Here is a 22,204-nt window from a genome sequence, read left to right on the forward strand (position 1 = left end):
GCACTCCTCGCGATTTTATTGTTGATAAATTATCTAGTTTGCTGAAAGTCAGAAACTCTAGCAGATAAGGGCTGATAACATCCTTAAAATTGAGGTTAGCACCACTATCAACACAAGGAAATACACTTTTCTACAATCTTTGAACGGTCTTGTGTAACCAAATAGACAATTTTTACAGGGTTAGCTAGATGATACTACTTATACTTACGTATTTTAGCAGATGGGATATAACCAGTGTCTGCGGTAATATCTGCGAATATTCAGGTTATCATCTTTTGGAGTTGTAGCTGAACCACATCTCATTCCTAGCAACTCAATTAGGATTGAGTTTTGGAACAGTAAGGATATAGCGTGACATCATGGTTTTTGAGAAAAAACTAAAGTTGCTATAGACTTCTCCAAATAAAATATTATATGTATTTCAAGTGCTGAATATGCGATCGCTCTCAAAAATTAATCTTTATGGGAGCCAGTATTGTTATTTGATAGCTACTTCGGCATCGACTATCAAAGTTTCCAGTATAGGTGATTCCTCAAAAGCAGAAAATTATCCTCCGTATCAAAAAAGACTCTTGAAGCTACAATAATTTATCTAGTTCATCAGCATTCAGGCCTAGTTGACGCAAACGTTCTGCTAATTGTTCCACTTTTCGTTTACTTTGAGCAGCTTCTTGTTTAACTTCTATAGCTTGTGTTCTGCAATGATAGCTCGTTGAGTTGCAGCAGCTTCCTCTGCGGGCAGGAGAATTAAGTCTCCTGCCAAGGTGAACCACCTTAACCACAACCTTTCAATATCTCGAAATGAACCGAACCTTGCCATAAGCCTAAGCTTAAATTTATCTCTGGCATTAGTAAGCGCCATTTGGTCAAATTCATCGGTTCATAATGACCGCCTACTAACTGAAATGTCTGAAGTTGATTTGTGTAGCGACTAAAAACAATATAGTAGGGAATTTCTGGAAATTCGTATGCTTTCATGTTTTTAATATTTGTCAGTCTTATTTACTATTTTGACGCTGTGATTGCCAAACTAGATGCGTCGCCAAATTTTGATATTTCCGCTAAAGTCTCCCGCAGTTAGCCAATTTCCATCGGGGGTAAAGGCGACGGATTTAACTCCGTCAAAATGAGTCAGGCTGTCAATTTCTTTACCTGTTGCGACTTCCCATAGTTTGATAGTCTTGTCATAACTACCACTAGCTAACATTTGCCCATCACTACTGATGGCGATGGAATCAACCAATTGGGAATGACCAGTTAGGGTGCGAATTTCTCTGCCTGTTGCGACTTCCCATAGTTTGATAGTCTTGTCACTGCTACCACTAGCTAACATTTGCCCATCAGTAGTGATGACGATGGAACAAACCGATTCGGAATGACCAGTTAGGGTGCGAATTTCTCTGCCTGTTGCGACTTCCCATAGTTTGATAGTCTTGTCACTGCTACCACTAGCTAACATTTGCCCATCAGTAGTGATGACGATGGAACAAACCGATTCGGAATGACCCGTTAGGGTGCGAATTTCTCTGCCTGTTGCCAGATTCCACAGTTTGATAGTGTTGTCATAACTACTACTAGCCAACATTTGCCCATCACTACTGATGGCGACGGAATTAACAAAGTTGGAATGACCAGTTAGGGTGCGAATTTCTCTGCCTGTTGCGACTTCCCACATTTTGATAGTGTTGTCCCAACTACCACTAGCCATCATTTGCCCATCACTACTGATGGCGACGGAGTTAACCCAACTGGAATGACCTCTGAGGGTGCGAATTTCTCTGCCTGTTGCGACTTCCCACAGTTTGATAGTGTTGTCCCAACTACCACTAGCCATCATTTGCCCATCACTACTGATGGCGACGGAATTAACCCAACTGGAATGACCTCTGAGGGTGCGAATTTCTCTGCCTGTTGCGACTTCCCACAGTTTGATAGTGTTGTCCCAACTACCACTAGCCAACATTTGCCCATCACTACTGATGGCGACGGAATTAACCGATTGGGAATGACCACTTAGGGTGCGGAGAAGTTGACCTGTAGTTGATGAAAATAAGTGAATAACTTTAACAGCTACACTTGCTAAGATATCTCCCTTGAGGCTAAGAGCTATGTATGGAGAAATACCGGGGATGATGTGGACGCATTCCCAAGATGGGGGCGTGTAGGGAGGAGATGTTACAGGTTGTGTTGGTGCTACTATCCCCGCACCCAACAAATCCAACCAATCCTGCACTGACTGGGGGCGAAATTTGTGATTTAGCGCCATCCCCTTCATAATTGCCTCATTCACCCGATCGCTAACACTGAAATTCAAATCTTTTGGCGATCGCATGGTAAAATTTTGCAGTCTCACGGTTACTGGCATTGGCAACTGTCCAGTCAGCAAAGAATACAGCGTGGCGGCTAAGGCGTAAACATCAATATATTCCCCTCGTTCAGCATCGGGGACATACTGCTCTGGTGGCGCATAACCGGGAGTAAGATTCTCTGTATGCTGTTGAACTGCACCGGGGATAAATTGTCTGGCAATACCAAAGTCAATTAGCACTGCTTCTTGTTTACCTGCACGCATCATAATATTACTCGGCTTTAAATCCCGATGCAGTAAGCCGCGTTCATGAACTACAGTTAATGCGTCACCAATTTGTCTAATGTATAGCAGTGCTTCGGCTTCTAGCAAAACTCCTTTTTCGGTGATTTGCTTACCCAAATCTTCACCTTCAATGTACTCCATCGCCATGCATCGCAAGTTATCTTCATCAAAGACATTTTCTACCTGCACAATATGAGAATGGCGACACAAAGCCAGTCGCAAAGCTTCATCCCGGAAGTCTTGGCGTAATTTATCTTGCTTGCTTATCCAGGCGGGGTGATTCAGGATTTGTTCTCTGAGGGTTTTGATGACTCGCAACTCGCTGCGTCGATTTTTAGCGAGATAGGTAATACCAACTCCACCTTCGCCTAATTTTCTCTCGATGATGTAGCGATCGCCAAATAACTCCTGCCCTGGATTCCACGCCATTGGTCAAAACCGTAGTTTTACTGATATTTTATTTTTGCACATCATAAATCTCAGTTTTTGGCAAAGGATATTTGAGGCAATTTTGATACAGCCTACAATAAGCAGGGTATTCAATCGTAATCAACCTATGGCGATCGCAGTTATTAAACCCTCATCTTTTCTAACAACTGATATTCAGCCTTACTTAATGAGTTGTGAGAAATAAGATCCCCGACTTGTTTGACAAGCCGGGGATCAGTGGCTTTCAATTTTTCCTAAAACTTTTCATCACACTTCTGGCTCAATGCCCGCCGCTCGCAATTGTGCTGCTAGTCGTTCAGCGCGTTGCCGTTCCTGTTCGGCGCGTTGGCGTTCTTGTTCAGCGCGTTGGCGTTCCTGTTGGGCTAATTCGGAACCCCAAGGTAAAAGGTTTCCTTGTTCATCCCACCAGCGTAACCACTTTCCTGTGCGGTTTTCACGAGTACCTTGCCATACCCCAAGGAAAAGATTCATTTCTGCTATCCAGTAGCGTTGATTTCCATCAGGCTCTTGCAAAATGTACTGTTCTGTGTTTTGTAAGCGATACATTTCGATACTGCCGCTATCTGGCTCAAAGATGATGTAGTTTGGCACTTTTAAGATGCGCTCGTAGAAAAACCATTTTCCTGGGGGATATGTCGCTTTGATAGAATATTCTGTTTCCTGTGTATCGGAAATAAATTCCATCACAATTACGGGAATGTCACCCTGTAATTCAGGTGTGTAACTGCGTGTTACTTCTTCTCTACTAACATTAATTTTGGCAATGAAAGCCCAATCAGGCGCTTTAATGACTATTTTGTTGTTTAGAGTGGCACAAATGCCGTAATTAGTTGTTGTTAGGGTGTTAGCTGAAATTTTTCCGTCTAATTGTAGGCTTTCCGTGAGTGCAGCAGCTAATGCTGGTTGATTGATGTTGTCCACTGGATCATCCGGGAGTTTGTAATCATCGGGTAGTTTTTCCCAAGTGATTTGGTAGTCTTGGGTGAGGGTTGTCATGATGGGTTTTCCTTTGGTGTGTAAAAGGGATTGGGTACTGGATTTTCACTTGTAAAAATATGGAATTTACTTTGACCCTTCCCAAATTTTGGAACAATTTCCCAGTACCCAGTAGTTACTCATCTTCATCGGGTTCTAAATCGTCGGCTGTCAATTCTTGATGCGGAATGGCGGCGATAATCGCATCTATGACTTTGGATACTGGTAATATCTCAATATTTAAATCGGGGAATTTTGTCCCTTTTGGCACGATCGCTCTTTTAAATCCCAACTTAGCAGCTTCTTTTAACCGCAGTTCCATTTGGGAAACCGATCGCACTTGTCCACCTAGGCCAACTTCACCGATTAATACTGTACCGGGATCGACGATGCGATCGCGGAAACTAGCTACAATTGCGATCGCTATTCCTAAATCTACTGCCGGTTCTTCCACATTCAACCCACCCGCAGAAGCAACGTAAGAATCTAACTTGGACATGGGAATTCCCACTCGTTTTTCTAAGACGGCGAGAATTTGTACTAGGCGGTTGTAGTCTACGCCAGTTCCAGCCCGCCGAGGTGAAGGGTAGCTGGTGGGACTCACCAAAGCTTGCAATTCTACAACTATCGGGCGAGTGCCTTCGCAAGCAACCACAATGGCAGTACCTGGCGCTGGATCGTCACGGTTGCCTAAAAATAGCTCTGAGGGATTGGAGACTTCCCGTAGTCCCTCCGCCACCATTTCAAATATGCCGATTTCGTGAGTTGCACCGAAGCGGTTTTTCACCGTGCGTAATAACCGATGGGAAGCAAAGCGATCGCCTTCAAAATACAACACTGTATCAACTAAATGTTCTAAAACTTTTGGCCCTGCGATCGCTCCTTCTTTGGTAACGTGTCCCACAATCAGCATGGTGACATCTTCGTGCTTCGCTACCTTCATCAGTGCGGCTGTACATTCCCGTACCTGAGCCACCGAACCTGGTGCAGAAGTCAACGCTGGAAAAAACACAGTTTGGATACTATCAATCACCGCCACGTTTGGCTTGAGAGAATCTATTTCCCGTAAAATTTCTTCTAAATCTGTTTCTGGCAGTACATATAAATCTGCACCTATACTGTCAGGGTCTATGGGTAGTGTCGGATCTACCACTACTTCAACCTTCTCCTCATTAACCACACTTAGAGGTTTTGATACTCCCAAACGAGAAGCTCGTAATTTTACTTGCTGTCCCGATTCTTCACCGGTTACGTAAAGGATGCGGTATTTCTGTGCTAATTGATTAGATACTTGCAACAATAAAGTCGATTTACCAATACCTGGATCGCCACCAATCAGCACCATAGAGCCAGGTACAACCCCACCTCCAAGCACTCGATCTAATTCTCCATAACCAGACTCCCAGCGAGCGATTTGGCGATCAGTAATTTGATCAAATGTTAAGGAAGCTCGCGCTTTAGCTGGTTTATTGTGAGATTTGCCATTGCCTTGAGCGGATTGCCAACTACTTACCCCCCCTCGACTGGGTACATCTACTGAGGATTGAATAGAAATTTGTTCTTCTAGAGAGTTGTAAGTACCGCAAGCTGGACACTTACCAAACCACTGGGGGGATTCTGCTCCACATTCGTTACAAGTGAAAAATGTTTTTGGCTTTGCCATTCTTAAATCTTATTAAATAATCTTAATATTTACTTAATTCTTGAAAAAAACTAAAAACTAATAATAGTGGTATTTAGAGCTTTTTCCAAATCAATTCATGGAATGATATCTTAATATTATGGTATTAAAAATTAATCATGTAAATTTTTAGTCAAGGAGCCTAGAGAAACTTGGAAAGTCATAAAGAAAAAATCTTGGTGGTAGACGACGAAGCCAGCATTCGCCGGATTTTGGAAACGCGCCTTTCCATGATTGGCTACGATGTAGTGACGGCTGGTGACGGGGAAGAAGCTTTGGAAACTTTTCGCAAAACTGAGCCTGACTTGGTAGTTTTAGATGTAATGATGCCAAAGCTAGACGGCTATGGTGTATGTCAAGAATTACGAAAAGAATCAGATGTCCCCATTATTATGCTAACAGCCTTGGGTGATGTAGCCGATCGCATCACCGGGTTAGAATTGGGTGCTGATGACTATGTAGTTAAACCATTTTCCCCCAAGGAGCTAGAAGCCCGGATTCGCTCGGTGCTGCGGCGAGTAGATAAAAACGGTGCTTCTGGAATTCCCAGTTCTGGGGTAATCCATGTCGCTAATATTAAAATCGATACGAATAAGCGACAAGTCTACAAAGGCGATGAGCGCATTCGATTGACGGGTATGGAGTTCAGCTTGTTAGAGTTGTTAGTCAGTCGCTCTGGAGAAGCTTTTTCTCGTTCGGAAATTTTGCAGGAAGTTTGGGGTTATACACCAGAACGTCATGTGGATACCCGCGTAGTAGATGTGCATATATCACGTTTGCGGGCAAAGTTAGAAGATGATCCTAGTAACCCAGAATTGATACTCACAGCCAGAGGTACTGGTTATCTTTTCCAACGGATTATTGAACCAGGGGAGGAGTGAGGAGATGATGCAGGGGAGCAGGGGGAAGGGGAGCAGGGGGAGAAGAACTATTAATTATTGTCCAATGCCCAATGCCCAATTCCCAATTCTCAATTCCAATGAATAAACCTGATCCTAATCGAGTTTTGCGGCGTCTACCCATTGTCGTGGGTGGGCTAGGCGCTGTACTTTTGCTGATTAACCGTTTGTTGACAGAGGAATTAACCCAGTCTCAATCGCGTGGTGATGTGGTGGGCGTGATTTTGAGTGCGGTGTTAATTTTGACGGGTTTAATTTGGCAGCAAGTTCAGCCGCGATCGCCTGATATTGTAGAACTAATTGGAGAAGAAGGCTTTGTACTGGCAGCAGATTTACCCGAAGCCGTGAAAACAGAGCTAGCCTGGGCATCTCATTTATTGTTGACCAATACAGTAACGCGATCGCTAGTGGTTTATTATCAAGGCAAAGTTTTGTTGCGTCGTGGTATTTTGGGTACTAAATCTGAAGTTGTACCAGGAGTAATCTTAAAACAGGTACTCGAAAAACAAAAGCCGATTTATCTAGTTGCTCTAAAAATATATCCAGGTAAGCTTGAATTTGATTATTTACCAGAGAATACTCAAGGTGTAATTTGTCAACCTATTGGCAACCAAGGTGCGTTAATTTTGGGAGCGAATGCTCCTCGCAGTTATACCAAACAAGATGAAAATTGGATTGCCGGAATTGCTGATAAATTAGCCGTTACTCTTAGTACTTAGATTATTCCCTAGTTTAGAAGTCAGTTAATTTTGGATTTTAGATTTTAGATTCATATCAAATCTGTTAATCACTTATCATTAAAATCTCCCCGTGTCTCCACGTCCTCGCGTCAGCCTAAATGATAAATGCTTTAAGCATGTATGATATGAACCCACACTATTGAGCGCCACAAGTACATTTTCGATAGAAAAATTTCATTTAAAAGAGGCTCTCTACGAGACGCTGCGCGTAGCTTACTTTCCCGTAAGGGTACATTGGCTAACGCTACGCTATCAGGCAATCTAAAATCTAAAATTCGTTCACCAAGAAGTCAAAAAATTCCACCCTTCCTTTTCTTCTGGTGTCTTTTCTTCTTTTGCTTCTGATTCTTCCGGTGTATTTAAATTTGTCTGTTGAATTAAATTATCATAAGCTCCAGAATCAACCCATCTTAATAATTCGCCAGCCCGCATAACTACCCAAGAAAGACTAGACTCTGTATAGCTTAATAGTTTAGTGACTTTATCCACACTATCAAAGTTATTGGATGCAAACTCACGGGCTTGGACAAGAAAATCTTCCATTACAGCAGTAGTCAAGTACTCATCTGGCAAACCTGCGAGTTTCATCAGTGTAGTAGTTGCTACATCAATATCCTGACAAGCAAGCAAAGCTGCCCGATCAGCAGTGAACCTAGCCATCATCCGCCAATTATACAAACCCAATTCCATACCACCAGCTATCAAACCACCCACACCCAGCGTTGTACTGCTTAACAAATTTTTCAAAGTTGGCATCACAATTGCCATTTGGTGATAAACCATGTGCTGACTCTTGATGCGAGCAATTTCGTGTCCGAAAACGTAAAGTAACTCATCTGGGCCAAGCCACTCCATTGCATCTAAATTGATACCAACAAGGGGTTTTTCCACCCCAACAATATAGGTTTCAATGTGTCCTGTGCCTTGAAACAGATATAGTTCAGGAAGGGGAGCAACATCAAGAATTTCACAGGTTTCTACAAATGCTTGATGTAATTGGGGAAAATTACGGGGCGAAATTCTGATTTCACTACCTAGGCTTTGCAGTCTGAGTAAGCGATCGATGCCGTATTCGTTAACTTTCTTGAGTAGCAAGGAAACACCAGGCATATTTTGCAAAGAAGCCAAGGCTTTGCGATCAAAAGGATGTTCGTAGGCTTCTGAACTCAGTCCAGTTAATATTTTTCTCGTCATAAATTTTGAGCTTTATTTTGGAGTGTTTGGGAAGTTCAGTTAGTCAGTACGAATGGCTTGTGCTTTCAGTGCGCCTGTGGCTAGGGGTATATTCCTACAACCCACAATTATTAAGACAAGCCAAGAGCGATCGCAGAGAGATTTTAGCAGATTGAACTAGAAAATCATATTTGCTGTCGGTGAAATCTCAGCATTTATCAGCATTTTGCCCAGATACAATATAAAGTAGGGGCGCTCGGAAATTTAGAAATTTATCTATGCAAATTATTTATTGGCTATTAATTGCCGTAATGGTTGTGGGTATCATCGGTGCTGTAGTTCCAGCCATACCCGGTAGCAGCTTAATTTTAATTGCAATTATCGTCTGGGGAATCGTTAGTAGTTCCTTCGCGGCTATCAAGATTCCTTTGATTGTGACAATTATAGTTTTACTGCTCAGTGTCGGAGTAGATTTTTTAGCTAGCTATGTGGGAGCAAGACAAGCTGGAGCTAGCAAATGGGGGCAAATCGGCGCAATTGTCGGTTTAGTTGTCGGATTTTTGGGATTATTGCCAACATTGCCTTTTGGGGGGCCACTGTTAGGAATTTTACTAGGCCCGCTTTTGGGAGCAATTATTGGTGAGTACATTTACCGACGTGAATTTGGGTTGGCGGTTAAAGCAGGTATAGGAATTGTAGTCGGCTCTTTGGTGGGAAATTTGATTCAAGGGTTGTTAGCGATCGCAGCAGTTGTAGTTTTCGTTGTGACAACTTGGCCACAGGTATTTGGTTCTTAGCATTTCAAGATTTGAGAGTAGCAGTAATAGCTAGTAGTCAGGCTATTTATTACAGACATTCAACTAGCTGACTAAAATTTTCTACCTTACACCAAGAGAGCGGTTTCTCCCATTTCATCTATGGACAGGAGAAACCGCTACTTAGTGTATTGCGCCTTGGATAAATCTTCTTTGTTTCAACACTTCTCGGATAAATATTCTCAATCCCTCTTGTAGTCTGGGTAAAAGGTAAATTGACACCCTTAAAAAAATTTGGGAAATATCCAATGGCTGAATAAAAATATATTGCTTACTCTATTTATCTAAAAAATAGTTGAGTAAATTGCAAGAATAAAAAGCACTAACTATATTCAGTATACGGAAGTTAAATAGATCGGCTTCAACCCTATTAAATGACAAATATACGAAGGATAGATATACCAGAAATAAAAATTTTATGAAGACTACTCAGCAATTGAAGATGTAATGAAGACCACTAAGTAAATCTTGCATACCCAGAATCTATGTGATTTTATGGAAATAAGAAATACGTCACACAAGTGCCGCTTTCACTGACAGTATTTTAAATAAATTACTGATAGTACAAGTAAAACAATCAATTTTTCTCGTCAAAGTTATTATTAGGATTCTCAAACGATCATGATTAGTTTAAAATCTAAATTACTAAACGCTACTCTGGCTGCTACTGCTGCACTTCCTTTAGCTATTGCTGGGTTATTTACCTCTGCTGGTTCTGCTCAAGCTGCTGCACTTACAGGTGAGTTCAGTTTTAACGGTGGTCTAACTCAGAATCCATTTGCTAGCAGTTTAGTAACATTGAAAAAAGATTCACTAACCTTTACTCCAGATAGCATTATCGCAGATTCCAATGGCGTAAAGAGTACCCCAGTTGCTATTGCCGCTCAGACAGGAAGTTTCTTAGGTTTCAATTCAGCAAGTATACGTGATATCATCTCATTCGCAAGCGATACTGTGCAAAACCCATTTCTAGACCTTGGTAATCTTACCCTTCCTGGTATAGTTCTGAATGGGGAAAATACAACTTCTCTAGCGGATGGCAGTAATATCTTTACGTTGACATCTTCTGATTACAAAATAACTCAGACTGGTGCAAATATTACTATAGCAGTTGATTTGTTTGGATACTTTACCAGCGCTACTGGTGAGATAACTAAAGGAGCAGGAAGCTTATCTTTCCAAAGAAATGATACTACTGTTGCTCAGGCAAATGCAATTCTCGATACTACTGGCGGTTCATTGGCTAATTTGACTTTTTCTGGTTCTACATTCACCACTTCCGTTCCCGAACCTGCTGTATTACTTGGTTTGGGTGCAGTAGGTACTGTAATGGTGATGTCTCGCCGCCGCAAAAGTGTTGTTTAGTATGAACAAGTGATTTTTAGTCTTATTTATTATCTATTCGATCTGGCTGGAATGAAAAATTTTACCAACCAGATCGAATTTTTTTCTGCTATCAGACTAATTGCAAAGAATTTTTGGCTTCAGTTGCGATCGCTTCGACTTCATCATTAGCCAGTGTTTCTAATATAGATTTGGCTTCTGCACCACCCAAAAGAGCCAGCGCTTGTACAACTCTGTAACGCATTTGCCAGTCTGGATTGGTAGCATAAGGAGCTAACAGGGGAACTGCTTCTAGATTTCCCAATTCACCGAAAGAACTAATAGCAGCAGTTTGCACTAATTCGGTTTCTGATGAGAGTGCCTCTTTTAGTAATTCAAAGGCTCGTGGATCGCCCAATGCTCCTAATGTAGCAATAATACTAAATTGTATTAGCCATTCCTCAGTCTTGTAGTAAACCTCCTTTAAGTCTTCAAAAGCGTCATGTAGTTGGAGTGCGCCTATACAGTCTGCTGCTGCTGCTTGGACATCTACTTCAGAGTCATGAAGCAAGCGATCGCGCAAGATATCCAAAGATAATTGTAAATCTTGTGTTCCGAGTGTATCCATTTGACTCACTGCTGAGTAACGAACACGGGAATTGCGATCGCTAATGGCTGTTTGAATCAATTCAAAGCCAACCGTAGGTTCCAGTTGGCGGATTTGATTTACTGCACGTAAGCGATCGCCTAAATCCTCAGAACTTAGCAATTGCTTAACAGACTCCGAAGTAATACTCATTTAGTTATCCTTGATTTTCAAAAGTGTAAAAAATACTTAACAGTTATCAGTTATCAGGCTGTTAACTGTTAATTGATTATTCTTGACTTGCTGCCATTGCCCGAATAATATCACCACGAGTGAGGATACCAATTACTTGATCTGTACCATCAAGTACTGGCAAGCGGTGAACGCTGCGATCGTGCATGATTGTAGCGGCTTCTTTTAAAGTTTTATCAGGGGAAATTGCGATCGGGTTTTTACTCATCACCTCCCCAACGGTTTGCCCTAGTGCTTTATGTAAGTCACGTTCATAAGTAGCAGGATTTTTTAAATAGATAACGCTATCAAGAAACATAATGTACGCAGGTGGAGTAACACCAGTTTCTTGCCACATCAAATCGGTTTCTGAGATAATGCCCACCAATTTCCCGACATCATCCACAACAGGTAGTCCACTGATGTGGCGTTCTGCGAGAATTTGGATAGCTTCCTTCAGTGGAGTTTCCGCACGAACGACAATAGGATCGCGGCTCATCACATCGGCAACAGTTTTAGGCATTTATTTGTTGATACCTTTTATCAAAGTCTCTGCGCCTATTGTAGAAAATTGCGGGACTCAACCTGATGCAATTAATAGATTGTTACGGTATTGGGAATTGGGAATTGGGAATTGTACTGAGCGTTCACCTAGCGTCTCGGAGAGAAATCTTTGGCGCAGCCTCTTTTAGAGAAGCATTGGGCATTAAGTATTAAAAAACTCTTCCCCATTCTCAATTCCCCATTCTCCATTCCCAATTCTCAATTCCCTTTTAAAGCAGCAATAATTTGAGTATTTGCTTTCGGAAAAGTAAACTGATCCAATTCTTCCAAAGTTACCCAGCGAATTTCATCGGATTCCAAAGGTTGGGGAACACCTGTAACATGGCAGCAGTGATGCACTGTGAGGCTAACGCGCAAATTTGTATAGGTGTGGTCAATAGTAATCAGATGCTCTCCCACTTCAATTACTATTCCTAGTTCTTCGGAAATTTCCCGTTGAATACACTCTTGAATAGTTTCACCAGGCTCGATTTTACCACCAGGAAATTCCCACAAACCGCCCATTGCTCCTTCTGGACGACGGCGATCGATTAAAATTTGCTTTTGATCATTCCAAATTACTGCAACACCAATGATTTTATGGGGCGGGAAAGAACTGGTTTCACTCATAATTGATGGACAAAAGGGGGAGATGATTAACAACAAAACTCGGCAGACTAATTTTAACTCTGCCGAGTTTTGATTTTTTAAATTTCAACCTTAATGCGTCACTGTTTTGGATATTTTAAAAAAATCTAGCTGATAATTATTGGGAATTAGGGCCAAAGATTTCGCAGAGCCTTATTTTTAATTCCTATAGCCGTGACTGTGGCTAGCAATCAGCCCAACAACAATATAGAATTTGCTAACTTTTCTATTTCTATTCAACTTCGGTGTTGTTGGTTTCAGTCCCTTGTAGGGCAAGTTCAAAATTCATTCTCTGTTCAGCATTACGCAAGAAATAACCACTAATCATAGCAGAAGCCAAAAGCCGACCTAGACTTTCCCGACTGGTGCTTACGGTGATGCCAAAATGTTCTGAAGGTAGATTACCCAATAGTCCTGTAATATTCCGTTCCATCACCTGAAAAACTTCGGCAGATGTAGGTTTAGATAGCTGGGTAACTGTCTCTGGACTCAAGGATTTAACATACTGCCATAGTAAATCGTTGGTTTCTGATTCGCTATTGAAAAATTCTGAGACACGATTGGATGGGTTACTCATTTTTTAGCTCCTTAACTACCACTACTGGCTACGGTGCTTGTGATTTTAATACTAAGTGTTTGTTTTGGATTTGACTTAGCTAGCTGTTTTGTCTTCCTGTCAACTAATGTAACAGCCTCGCTTTCTGGTGGAAGTAGGTGTAACCGTACTAAAGTCAGCGTATTTTCGTCACCCTAACAAATAAAGCAAAGAGTGAGAAGTTCATTAAAAACTCCTCACTCCCAATTCCTGTACAGACGCGATTAATCGCGCCTCTGCTTTTAACTTGCCAAATATTCACCCATGTTGGCTTTAGACTTGCGAAGTTTGGTTAAAGCTTCCCGCTCAATTTGCCGGACTCGTTCGCGGCTAATATTAAGTATTTCACCGATTTTAGCCAGAGTCAGCGCTTGCCCATCAGTTAAACCAAAGCGCAGTGTGATTACTTCCCTCTGTTGTGGCGTAAGATCGCCCATGAGACGATCTAAGTCATAAGATAGGGAAGATTGCATGACAAACTCTTCTGGAGATGCTCCTGGATCTTCCAGCATTTCTCCTAGTTCGGTGTCGTAGTTATCGCCCAACCGCAAATCTAAGGAAAGGGGCAAACGCGCCTTTTCTAGATACTCTCGTACTTGTTTGGGGGTTAATTCTAATTCTTGAGCTAGTTCACCAGCTGTAGGAGCGCGTCCCAACTTTTGAGACAATTGGCGCTGTGCCTTTTTAATCTTATTTAATTTTTCAGTAATATGGATAGGCAGCCGAATGGTACGAGCTTTTTCGGCTATAGCACGAGTGATAGCTTGCCGAATCCACCAATAGGCATAAGTAGAAAATCTATACCCTTTGGTAGGGTCAAATTTTTCTACCCCACGTTGCATACCAATACTACCTTCTTGGATCAAGTCCAGTAAATCGACGTTGCGCTTGATGTACTTTTTAGCAACGGAGACTACCAGGCGCAAATTGGCTTCTACCATTTTACGCTTGGCAATTTCACCATCAGCGATCGCTTCGTTCAATTCTGCTGGTTCTAACTTTGTCGCTTTGGCCCACTCTTCTAAGGTCGGTTGGCGACCTAACTGGGTGGCAAGAGATTCTCTTGATTCGTGCAACGTACAAGAACGTTGCACCTGTTTACCATAAAAAATCTCTTCCTCGTGTGTTAAGAGTGGCACACGGCCAATCTCACGCAGGTAAGTCCGCACGAGGTCTGTGGCTGTCTGAGCGGTCTTCATGGCGCTACTCTTTGGTAATGATGGGTTTGGCGGTAGGGTCATTAAGGGATAGATGCTTTGTTAGGGTGCTACCCAGTCAGACTGGGAACCCATGTATGGTTTGCAACTTACGCGCCCGATAAATTCGGCTGCTCATAATAAACAAATTTAGGCTTCTTAACTGCTAAAAGTTACAGTTATTTCCTACTTTTCACAAGTATCTACAGTTAGATAAAAGGTAGCTTCTTAAACATTTTTTTATTGGAGCCTTATTAATAATTGTAACATTTATGAGAAGTTTTGGCTATATAGCGACATTAAATTTCCTGGTTTTTCCAGTTCATGCAATATCGCCCTCTCTCTAAAGGCTGACTATAAGTCAATTTCAGAAATTATTTGGTGAATATAAGCTTCCTCATATTTGCTAAGATATCTCTAATGAGAACTATAGTCATTCTCTTATAACAATTACTTAATTTTCTTGGGAATTGGGAATTGGGAATTGGGCATTGGGCATTGGGCATTGGGCATTAGACACTAATTAATAGTTCTTCTTCCCCTGCTCCCCCTGCCTCCCCTGCCCTCTTTCCCTCTGCCCCCTACTCCCCTACTCCGTACTACTTCGCAATCGGGCAGTACTCTTGAATGGTTTTTACGTCCAAAGTTGTATTTTGTAAAGAACGGATGGCGGCGACGGTAGCTTTTGCGCCAGCGATGGTAGTAATGATGGGAATTTTGTAAGCTAAGGCTGTGCGACGGATTAACCTAGCATCAGTGTGGGCTTCTTCCCCGGAAGGTGTGTTGATAATAAGTTGGATTTTTTGATTTTTGATTGCATCCAAAACGTGGGGACGGCCTTCATGGAGTTTTAACACTAATTCAATATTTAACCCCTGTTCAAGAAGAACTCGCCGTGTACCAAGGGTAGCCATCACTGTAAAGCCCAAATCGATAAACTCCTTCACCACAGCACCAGCGGCAGCTTTATCGCGATCGCTCATTGATACAAATACAGTTCCAGTCAGTGGTAAACGCTCCCCAGCACCCAATTCGGCTTTGGCAAAGGCCCGGCCAAAGTCGCTGTCAATCCCCATCACCTCACCAGTAGATCTCATTTCTGGGCCCAATATTGTATCAGTTCCTGGGAATTTATTAAAGGGTAATACTGCTTCTTTTACAGCAATATGTGTGGGAATGACTTCCTCGGTGAAGCCTAGCTCCTCTAAGGTTTTACCCGACATAATTAAGGATGCTAATTTCGCTAACTGTACGCCTGTTGCTTTAGATACAAATGGTACTGTACGCGAGGCGCGGGGGTTGGCTTCCAAAATGTAAACTTGGGGAGAATAGCTGCTTGCACCGACAACAGCAAATTGGATATTCATCAACCCCACGACTGATAGCGATTGTGCTAGCTGCACCGTCCAAGTGCGAATTTGATTGAGAACTGCTGGTGATAGGGAAATAGAAGGTAAAGAACAAGCGGAATCTCCTGAGTGAATCCCAGCCTGCTCAATGTGTTCCATGATACCACCAATCACCACCCGTCCAGTGTGATCGGCGATCGCATCGACATCGACTTCAATTGCGTTTTCCAGAAATTTATCAATCAAAATTGGATGTTCTGGTTCTATGAGTACTGCAAAGCTCATGTAGCGTTCCAACTCAGCATCGGAATAAACGATTTCCATTGCTCGTCCGCCTAACACATAGCTAGGACGCACCACTACCGGATAGCCAATGCGTTTGGCAACAATCAGCGCATCTTCGTAACTCCGCGCAATCCCATTCGGCGGTTGGGAAATATTTAACTCTTGGAGAATCTTTTCAAACCGCTCCCGGTTTTCTGCCATGTCGATGGAATCTGGGGATGTACCCCAAATTTTAGTCAGCAGTCCTGATGTGTCATTGTTAAGAAACTCTTGTAAAGGAATAGCCAACTTTAGCGGGGTTTGTCCGCCAAACTGGATTATTACCCCAACCGGATTTTCAGTTTCGATGATGTTAAGAACATCTTCTTTCGTTAAAGGCTCAAAGTAAAGGCGATCGCTGGTATCGTAGTCTGTCGAAACTGTCTCTGGGTTGGAGTTGACCATAATTGTTTCATACCCCGCATCCTTCAAGGCGTAGGCGGCGTGACAACAACAATAGTCAAACTCAATTCCCTGCCCAATACGGTTAGGGCCACCACCCAAAATTAAGACTTTGGGCTTGGTTGCGGGCATTACCTCTGTTTCTTCTTCGTAGGTAGAATAGTAGTAAGGGGTAAGGGCTTCAAACTCAGCCGCGCAGGTATCTACGGTTTTGTAAACTGGGATGATTCCTAGTGACTTGCGGTAAGCGCGAACTTCATCTTCGGTGGTTTTGGTGGCATAAGCAATTTGGCGATCGCTATATCCATCCCTCTTCACTTCATAAAGTTGCTCTTTTGTCAATTGCTGCAAAGGTGTCCGCTTCAGGAATTTTTCGACATCTAGGAGTTGCTGCAATTTATCTAAGAACCATCGGTCAATACCAGTCAGTTCATAGATTTCTTCAATAGTCATCCCTTGCTGCAAGGCATGACGCACAGCGAAAATGCGATCGGGGTTAGGTGTCCGCAGTTGGGCACGGATTTGTTCACCACTGGGTAATTTTTCGGCTTTGTCGCAACCCCAACCAGCGCGTCCGGTTTCGAGCGATCGCAGCGCTTTTTGGAAGGATTCGTTGAAAGTCCGTCCAATTGCCATTGCTTCCCCGACTGATTTCATTTGGGTTGTCAGCACTGGGTCAGAACCAGGGAATTTTTCAAAGGCGAAGCGGGGGATTTTTGTCACCACATAGTCAATTGTCGGCTCAAAGGATGCGGGAGTTTTCTTGGTGATGTCATTTTGAATTTCATCCAAGGTATAGCCGACAGCCAATTTTGCGGCAATTTTGGCGATGGGAAAACCCGTAGCTTTGGAAGACAAAGCCGAACTGCGGGAAACGCGGGGGTTCATCTCAATTACAACCACATCCCCATTAAGCGGATTAACGGCAAATTGAATATTAGAACCGCCAGTTTCCACACCTATCTCGCGGATGATTTTAATTGCCATATCCCGCAGCCTTTGATATTCTTTATCAGTCAGGGTTTGCGCGGGAGCGACGGTAATTGAGTCCCCGGTGTGAATGCCCATAGGGTCAAGGTTTTCGATGGAACAGATAATCACCACGTTATCTGCCAAATCACGCATCACTTCGAGTTCATATTCTTTCCAGCCCAGTAAAGACTGGTCAATGAGAATTTGCGAAACGGGACTGGCATCTATACCTACCTGTGCCATTTCTTCAAATTCTTCTTGGTTGTAGGCAATGCCGCCACCACTTCCGCCCATTGTGAAAGCTGGACGAATAATTAGAGGATAACTACCAATTTGACGGGCAACAGCTTTGGCTTCTTCCAAAGTTTCGGCTGTGTCGCTAGGACACACAGCTACCCCAATTCTTGCCATTGCTTCACCGAACAGTTTTCGATCTTCGGCTTTTTCAATGGCTGGGAGTTTAGCGCCGATTAACTCAACACCATACTTTTCCAACACGCCATTTTTGGCTAAAGCAACGGCGAGGTTGAGGGCGGTTTGTCCTCCCATCGTTGGTAATAAAGCATCGGGGCGTTCTTTCTCAATGACTTTTTCGACCAATTCTGGAGTTAACGGCTCAATGTAAGTGCGATCGGCCGTTTCCGGGTCGGTCATAATCGTTGCAGGGTTTGAGTTGACCAAAACTACTTCATAGCCTTCTTCTCGCAGCGCTTTGCAGGCTTGAGTGCCAGAGTAGTCAAACTCACAGGCTTGTCCAATCACAATTGGGCCAGAGCCTAACAGTAGAATCTTCCGGAGGTCGTCACGGCGGGGCATAGTCGTTGCCTTGGAGTATGAGAATACAAATCCTGATTATTTTAAGGGTCTTTACACCCTGTCGTGCTTTTTATTATTAAGTTTTCTAGGTTTGATGACATGAAAGGAGTGGGAGTTAGGGAATAGGGTACAGGTTAGAGGGTACAGGTTATTCTCTGTTACCTGTTACCTGTCTACCTCTCTCCTAACCCAAATACCCAATGCCCAATGATTATTTTGTATTTCTAATACTATTTAATTGTGACGAGTAAATTTTTAAAGCTTTTGCAAATTTCTGTTATTTAGTTTGATAAAACTTTGCGACGAATTGGTAATTTATTATGGCATATATTTGTCCGCTTATTCAGCCCAAATAAATTTATTAGATAAAAATATTTATTACCTATCTAATTGCCACATATTTTCAACATTAAATCTTATGATGATATGTTTACTTAAATTAAAAATGGCAGAGGAATAAAAGTATCATTCTCTGCCATTCTTTATAATATTTTAAGAGTTCGTGCTGCCAACTTTTTCTTTCAGTCTAGGTAAATAAATCTAGATTATGAGAGTTTTAGCTTTGAGCCGCTTGGACAAACCCTAAAGTTAAGCTATCTTTAGCGAGGAAGTGAGACAAATGATAAGCACGTTCCTCGGTTTTCAACAAAATCTTTTCGTACAGATAGCGTGTACCTCTATCGCCTAAACTCTCTGCCTGAGCAGCTTGGCGGCGAATCACGCCAAGAATAGCTTGTTCTGCGGCTAAGTCATTTTCTACCATTTGGCGAGAGGAATATACGCCTTCAGGCTCTTGCTCAAAACAGGTTAATTCTGCTAATTTGGTAAAGGTCGCTACTGGAACACCACCTAGTCCATCCAAGCGTTCTCCAATTTCATGGATGTGGTCTTGTACTTGGTTGTAGCTTTCGTTAAAAAACTCATGCAGAGAGTAAAATTCTGAGCCTTCAACTACAAAATGATGCTTTTGGTACTGCAAATACAGTGCCTGGAAACTAGCTAATACGACGTTGAATCCTTCTGTAACTGGAGCAGTGACGCTGTGATCCAGCAACACGGGATTGTCATATACATTACCAAAATTTCGTAACAAAGTTTGCGTTTCAGACATTGTGTTCCTCTCTTTTTAACAGTTATAGATTTTAACTGCTTATTCTCAACATATTAACATTTTAATAATAAGTGCAAGCCAATTTGCCAGCACAAGATTTTGTATTTTTGCTTACTAATAATCTCAATTTTATTGTTTGCTGGATGATGGCACACCTATCAATGTGCATAAATCTCTCATTAATATTGACATCACGACTTAAATGTGCATATTTCCCAATAGAGGCAGGGGGCAGGGCACAAGCGAGAGAATAAAAATTAAAATTATCTCTCTCCTCTGTCCCCTGCTCCCTACCTCTTCCCCCTCTCAATATGGAATGGCTGTAAAAGTTTGACTTTTTTTTCAAAATTAATGAGAATTGTTTGCACTTAAGGTATGCTGGTTTTAAGAGGTTACACTCCTAAAACTTTCACTAAGCAGAGAGTTAAATCGCGGTAATTACTGCAAGTTTGTTGCACTTTGAGGGCAATTCTCTTGAAATCGTTTAGTTCAGAAATAGAAAGCAACCACCTTGTAGAGGTGAATTGGGCAGATCGCTGGCAAGTCTATCAACGCCTAAAGGAGTTAGATATTCCCTGTACTTGTATAGCTAACCAGCCATTGAAAGTTGAAATTAGCTCTCCTGTGATAGCTGTTCAACTTTGGAGTGTGATACAGCGATTAACAGCCTCTCGTCAAGAGCAAATTTTGGCTCTTGAGTACTGTTGGAAAATTGCTAACAACAGTTCTAATTTTTAGCTACTGCTGAGAATATCTTGCTTGATTGCTTGTACTTAGTTAAAAGGAGATCAAAAAAATGGGTGCATCTCACACTATGGAAGTATCAGAATTTTGTCTTGAGGGCAGATTTATAAATTTTGTTATTAAAGATGGCTATAAGCTTAAAGGCTTAATGCTGGGGACTCATGAAGGTGAGTCTTACATTAAACTAGCTAAACATTTACGGGCTGCTTTTGACTTGCGCTTACCATCAGGGACTTGGCTGCAAGTTGTTGGTTATAAAAAGCATGATTTGAAGGATGGTACTATCACTCTGAAAGCTGAACGGGTAATGGCGGCGCGTTCTGATATGGGGAGAGTTGAAACGATCACACCAGTACAAGAACCCCCATCTATTGATAATGTCAAAGTAAAGCCAGCTAAGGCTAAAGCCACAATTTTGGTGTGTCAAAAGTCTGATTGTATGAAACGCGGTGGTAAAGCAGTTTGTCAGGCATTGGAGGCAGCTTTAAGCGATCGCGGTTTAGAAGACCAAGTTACAATCAAGGGCACTGGTTGTATGAAAAATTGTAAAGCTGGGCCAAACTTGGTTATGCCAGATAAAACACGCCATAGCCGAATTCAGGCTGCACAAGTCCCCAGGTTGATGGATAAGCATTTTGGTGACAAGAGTTTAGAAGCACAGCCTGAGAATTTAAGGGAAGTGGCGATATCTAATGGCAAGTTTTGCTGACGTAAGCAGGTAAGCATGAATAAACCTAACTATGCAACAAAATGTAATATAGCTGAAATCTTTGTGATTGCTTCTCATAAGAGATGCTGCAAGTAGCTTGCTTCTTTGTAGGAGTACGTTTCACTCGCAATTACGTAGTTGTGGATTTTCCCACCCACCTATTTAGTGAAATCTTGACATTTGAATGAGAAAGTTTAATAATATCTTCTCAAGTGTGTTCCGTTAATACTCGGCCGTAAAGTCCGATCGAAGTTTGCAATAAAATCAAAAAACTGGCCTTAATTTAAAGCCAGTTTTTTGAATGAATGGGATTTTTATTAAGCAATTTTTTACCGGGATGCTCCCATAGTTTGGAAAAATTCAAGGGTATGTAGTTGATTGATAAATGCGTAGGCGCAAAGAGACTTGTTGTTAGACATCGCTTACAGTTGAAGCGTCAATCATCAATGATTTAAAAACAAATGCCACATACCCCTCAGTGGATATACACCGTTTGTTTAACATTTTCCATGATAGTCATGATTTTTCTATTCCGTCATGACTGGAATCGCCTCGCTAAACTCTACTGCACGAAAGAAGCGCCGCCACAAAACTTCTCCCGAATGCAAAGCGGTTCTGTGGGTTTGGTTCACTACAAAGGAACTTTAAATGTTGGGATAACTCCTCAAGGGATTTATCTGAGTATTTTCCCCTTATTTACCTTGGGGCTTCCGCCGTTGTTGATTCCCTGGAGTGCCATTAGGAAAATTGAACCTGCTAACCAACTATTTATTGAGCGTTTTCGTTTGTATCTTAGTTCTCCAAAAGTCAAACTGATTTTAAGCAAAGATATTTTGGAACCAGGTAAAGAATTTTTAGCCACACAGGGATTTGAGTGGATTTAGACAAATGCCGTTTTTACCTGGCTGATCATCTAAAATATAAAATTTCTCGTAATCATTTTTATTGACACCTGCGGATTTTTTGCAATCTATTGGAGCATTGTCATGAGCAACCTCAGCGTCCAGCTTCCTGACTCTTTGTACAAAAGTTTGCAGGAACTTGCCAAACAAGACGGCATTTCTATCGATCAGTTTGTGGTGACAGCAGTTGCGGAAAAAATCGCTGCACTCACAACTGAAATTTATCTAGGGGAGCTAGCAAAGCGAGGCAGTCGAGAAAAATACGAGGCAGTTTTAGCGAAAGTACCAGATATTGAACCGGAATTTTATGATCAATTACCTACAGCTTAACAACAAGGCGATCGTGTACGCTTTGTCATGATAAAGGCAAAGTAGTAGTTGTGACCGCTTTATAAGTTTTTGGGGCTTGCAGGATTACTGTCGGCTA

At 42.1% G+C, this 22,204-nt stretch carries 20 protein-coding genes and 1 pseudogene; 9 read left to right on the forward strand and 12 right to left on the reverse strand.

What is annotated here, in order from left to right:
• Positions 1-578: 578 nt before the first annotated feature.
• The 4 genes and pseudogenes from FD724_RS17140 to radA form a co-directional block, all read right to left on the reverse strand.
• Positions 579-954 (reverse strand): annotated as a pseudogene (locus FD724_RS17140) (Uma2 family endonuclease); the annotation flags it as partial.
• 76 nt (positions 955-1,030) lie between these two features.
• Positions 1,031-3,022: a protein kinase gene (locus FD724_RS17145; RefSeq protein WP_179073451.1), complete on the reverse strand. Its 1,992-nt coding sequence runs from the start codon at positions 3,020-3,022 to the stop codon at positions 1,031-1,033.
• Between the two features lie 267 nt (positions 3,023-3,289).
• Entirely contained in the window at positions 3,290-4,039 is a 750-nt protein-coding gene (locus FD724_RS17150) for a Uma2 family endonuclease (protein ID WP_179073452.1), read from the reverse strand.
• A gap of 115 nt (positions 4,040-4,154) precedes the next feature.
• Positions 4,155-5,681 (reverse strand): DNA repair protein RadA, encoded by a 1,527-nt coding sequence (gene radA, locus FD724_RS17155; protein ID WP_179073453.1) that lies wholly within the window; start codon positions 5,679-5,681, stop codon positions 4,155-4,157.
• Positions 5,682-5,851: 170 nt separating this feature from the next.
• On the opposite strand from radA, the gene rpaB reads away from it, so the two are divergent.
• On the forward strand, positions 5,852-6,580 hold the full coding sequence (gene rpaB / locus FD724_RS17160; RefSeq protein WP_012412029.1) for a response regulator transcription factor RpaB: 729 nt from the start codon (positions 5,852-5,854) through the stop codon (positions 6,578-6,580).
• A 98-nt stretch (positions 6,581-6,678) separates the two neighbouring features.
• Positions 6,679-7,317 carry a cofactor assembly of complex C subunit B gene (locus FD724_RS17165; protein ID WP_179073454.1) on the forward strand — a complete coding sequence of 213 codons (639 nt, stop codon included), beginning with the start codon at positions 6,679-6,681 and terminating at the stop codon, positions 7,315-7,317.
• Between the two features lie 300 nt (positions 7,318-7,617).
• Here FD724_RS17165 and FD724_RS17170 read toward each other — a convergent pair whose 3' ends face one another.
• A complete protein-coding gene (locus FD724_RS17170) occupies positions 7,618-8,532 on the reverse strand; it encodes a M48 family metallopeptidase (RefSeq protein WP_179073455.1) in 915 nt (304 codons plus the stop codon).
• 26 nt (positions 8,533-8,558) lie between these two features.
• Between FD724_RS17170 and FD724_RS40950 the strand changes: the two genes are divergently transcribed.
• The 3 genes from FD724_RS40950 to FD724_RS17180 all read left to right on the forward strand — a co-directional run bounded on the left by FD724_RS40950 (position 8,559) and on the right by FD724_RS17180 (position 10,691).
• Complete coding sequence (locus FD724_RS40950) at positions 8,559-8,687, forward strand: hypothetical protein (RefSeq protein WP_256874295.1); 129 nt, start codon at positions 8,559-8,561, stop codon at positions 8,685-8,687.
• Positions 8,688-8,789: 102 nt separating this feature from the next.
• Positions 8,790-9,308, forward strand: a complete 519-nt coding sequence (locus tag FD724_RS17175; RefSeq protein ID WP_012412032.1) for a DUF456 domain-containing protein — start codon at positions 8,790-8,792, stop codon at positions 9,306-9,308.
• 639 nt (positions 9,309-9,947) lie between these two features.
• Positions 9,948-10,691 carry a PEP-CTERM sorting domain-containing protein gene (locus tag FD724_RS17180; RefSeq protein WP_179073456.1) on the forward strand — a complete coding sequence of 248 codons (744 nt, stop codon included), beginning with the start codon at positions 9,948-9,950 and terminating at the stop codon, positions 10,689-10,691.
• Positions 10,692-10,782: 91 nt separating this feature from the next.
• Here FD724_RS17180 and nblB read toward each other — a convergent pair whose 3' ends face one another.
• The 7 genes from nblB to FD724_RS17215 form a co-directional block, all read right to left on the reverse strand.
• The gene (gene nblB / locus FD724_RS17185; RefSeq protein WP_179073457.1) at positions 10,783-11,448 is read right to left on the reverse strand and encodes a phycobilisome degradation protein NblB; all 666 of its coding nucleotides are present in this window, start codon (positions 11,446-11,448) and stop codon (positions 10,783-10,785) included.
• A gap of 76 nt (positions 11,449-11,524) precedes the next feature.
• Complete coding sequence (locus FD724_RS17190) at positions 11,525-11,989, reverse strand: CBS domain-containing protein (protein WP_012412035.1); 465 nt, start codon at positions 11,987-11,989, stop codon at positions 11,525-11,527.
• Between the two features lie 239 nt (positions 11,990-12,228).
• Positions 12,229-12,639 carry an 8-oxo-dGTP diphosphatase MutT gene (gene mutT, locus FD724_RS17195; RefSeq protein WP_012412036.1) on the reverse strand — a complete coding sequence of 137 codons (411 nt, stop codon included), beginning with the start codon at positions 12,637-12,639 and terminating at the stop codon, positions 12,229-12,231.
• Between the two features lie 250 nt (positions 12,640-12,889).
• On the reverse strand, positions 12,890-13,234 hold the full coding sequence (locus FD724_RS17200; protein WP_114081491.1) for a DUF760 domain-containing protein: 345 nt from the start codon (positions 13,232-13,234) through the stop codon (positions 12,890-12,892).
• A 260-nt stretch (positions 13,235-13,494) separates the two neighbouring features.
• Positions 13,495-14,451: an RNA polymerase sigma factor, RpoD/SigA family gene (locus FD724_RS17205; RefSeq protein WP_114081492.1), complete on the reverse strand. Its 957-nt coding sequence runs from the start codon at positions 14,449-14,451 to the stop codon at positions 13,495-13,497.
• A gap of 596 nt (positions 14,452-15,047) precedes the next feature.
• Positions 15,048-18,311 (reverse strand): carbamoyl-phosphate synthase large subunit, encoded by a 3,264-nt coding sequence (gene carB, locus FD724_RS17210; protein ID WP_179073458.1) that lies wholly within the window; start codon positions 18,309-18,311, stop codon positions 15,048-15,050.
• 556 nt (positions 18,312-18,867) lie between these two features.
• Entirely contained in the window at positions 18,868-19,422 is a 555-nt protein-coding gene (locus FD724_RS17215) for a Dps family protein (protein WP_179073459.1), read from the reverse strand.
• A gap of 474 nt (positions 19,423-19,896) precedes the next feature.
• On the opposite strand from FD724_RS17215, the gene FD724_RS17220 reads away from it, so the two are divergent.
• The 4 genes from FD724_RS17220 (at position 19,897) to FD724_RS17235 (ending at position 22,107) form a co-directional block, all read left to right on the forward strand.
• On the forward strand, positions 19,897-20,160 hold the full coding sequence (locus FD724_RS17220; RefSeq protein WP_114081510.1) for an Asr1405/Asl0597 family protein: 264 nt from the start codon (positions 19,897-19,899) through the stop codon (positions 20,158-20,160).
• A gap of 58 nt (positions 20,161-20,218) precedes the next feature.
• Positions 20,219-20,875, forward strand: coding sequence for a (2Fe-2S) ferredoxin domain-containing protein (locus FD724_RS17225; protein WP_179073460.1), 657 nt, complete (start codon positions 20,219-20,221; stop codon positions 20,873-20,875).
• 461 nt (positions 20,876-21,336) lie between these two features.
• Complete coding sequence (locus FD724_RS17230; protein ID WP_179073461.1) at positions 21,337-21,759, forward strand: hypothetical protein; 423 nt, start codon at positions 21,337-21,339, stop codon at positions 21,757-21,759.
• A 102-nt stretch (positions 21,760-21,861) separates the two neighbouring features.
• Entirely contained in the window at positions 21,862-22,107 is a 246-nt protein-coding gene (locus tag FD724_RS17235; RefSeq protein WP_179073462.1) for a toxin-antitoxin system HicB family antitoxin, read from the forward strand.
• Positions 22,108-22,204 lie beyond the last annotated feature (97 nt).

It is taken from the genome of Nostoc sp. C057 (assembly GCF_013393925.1).
Classification (GTDB): Bacteria; Cyanobacteriota; Cyanobacteriia; order Cyanobacteriales; family Nostocaceae; genus Nostoc; species Nostoc muscorum_A.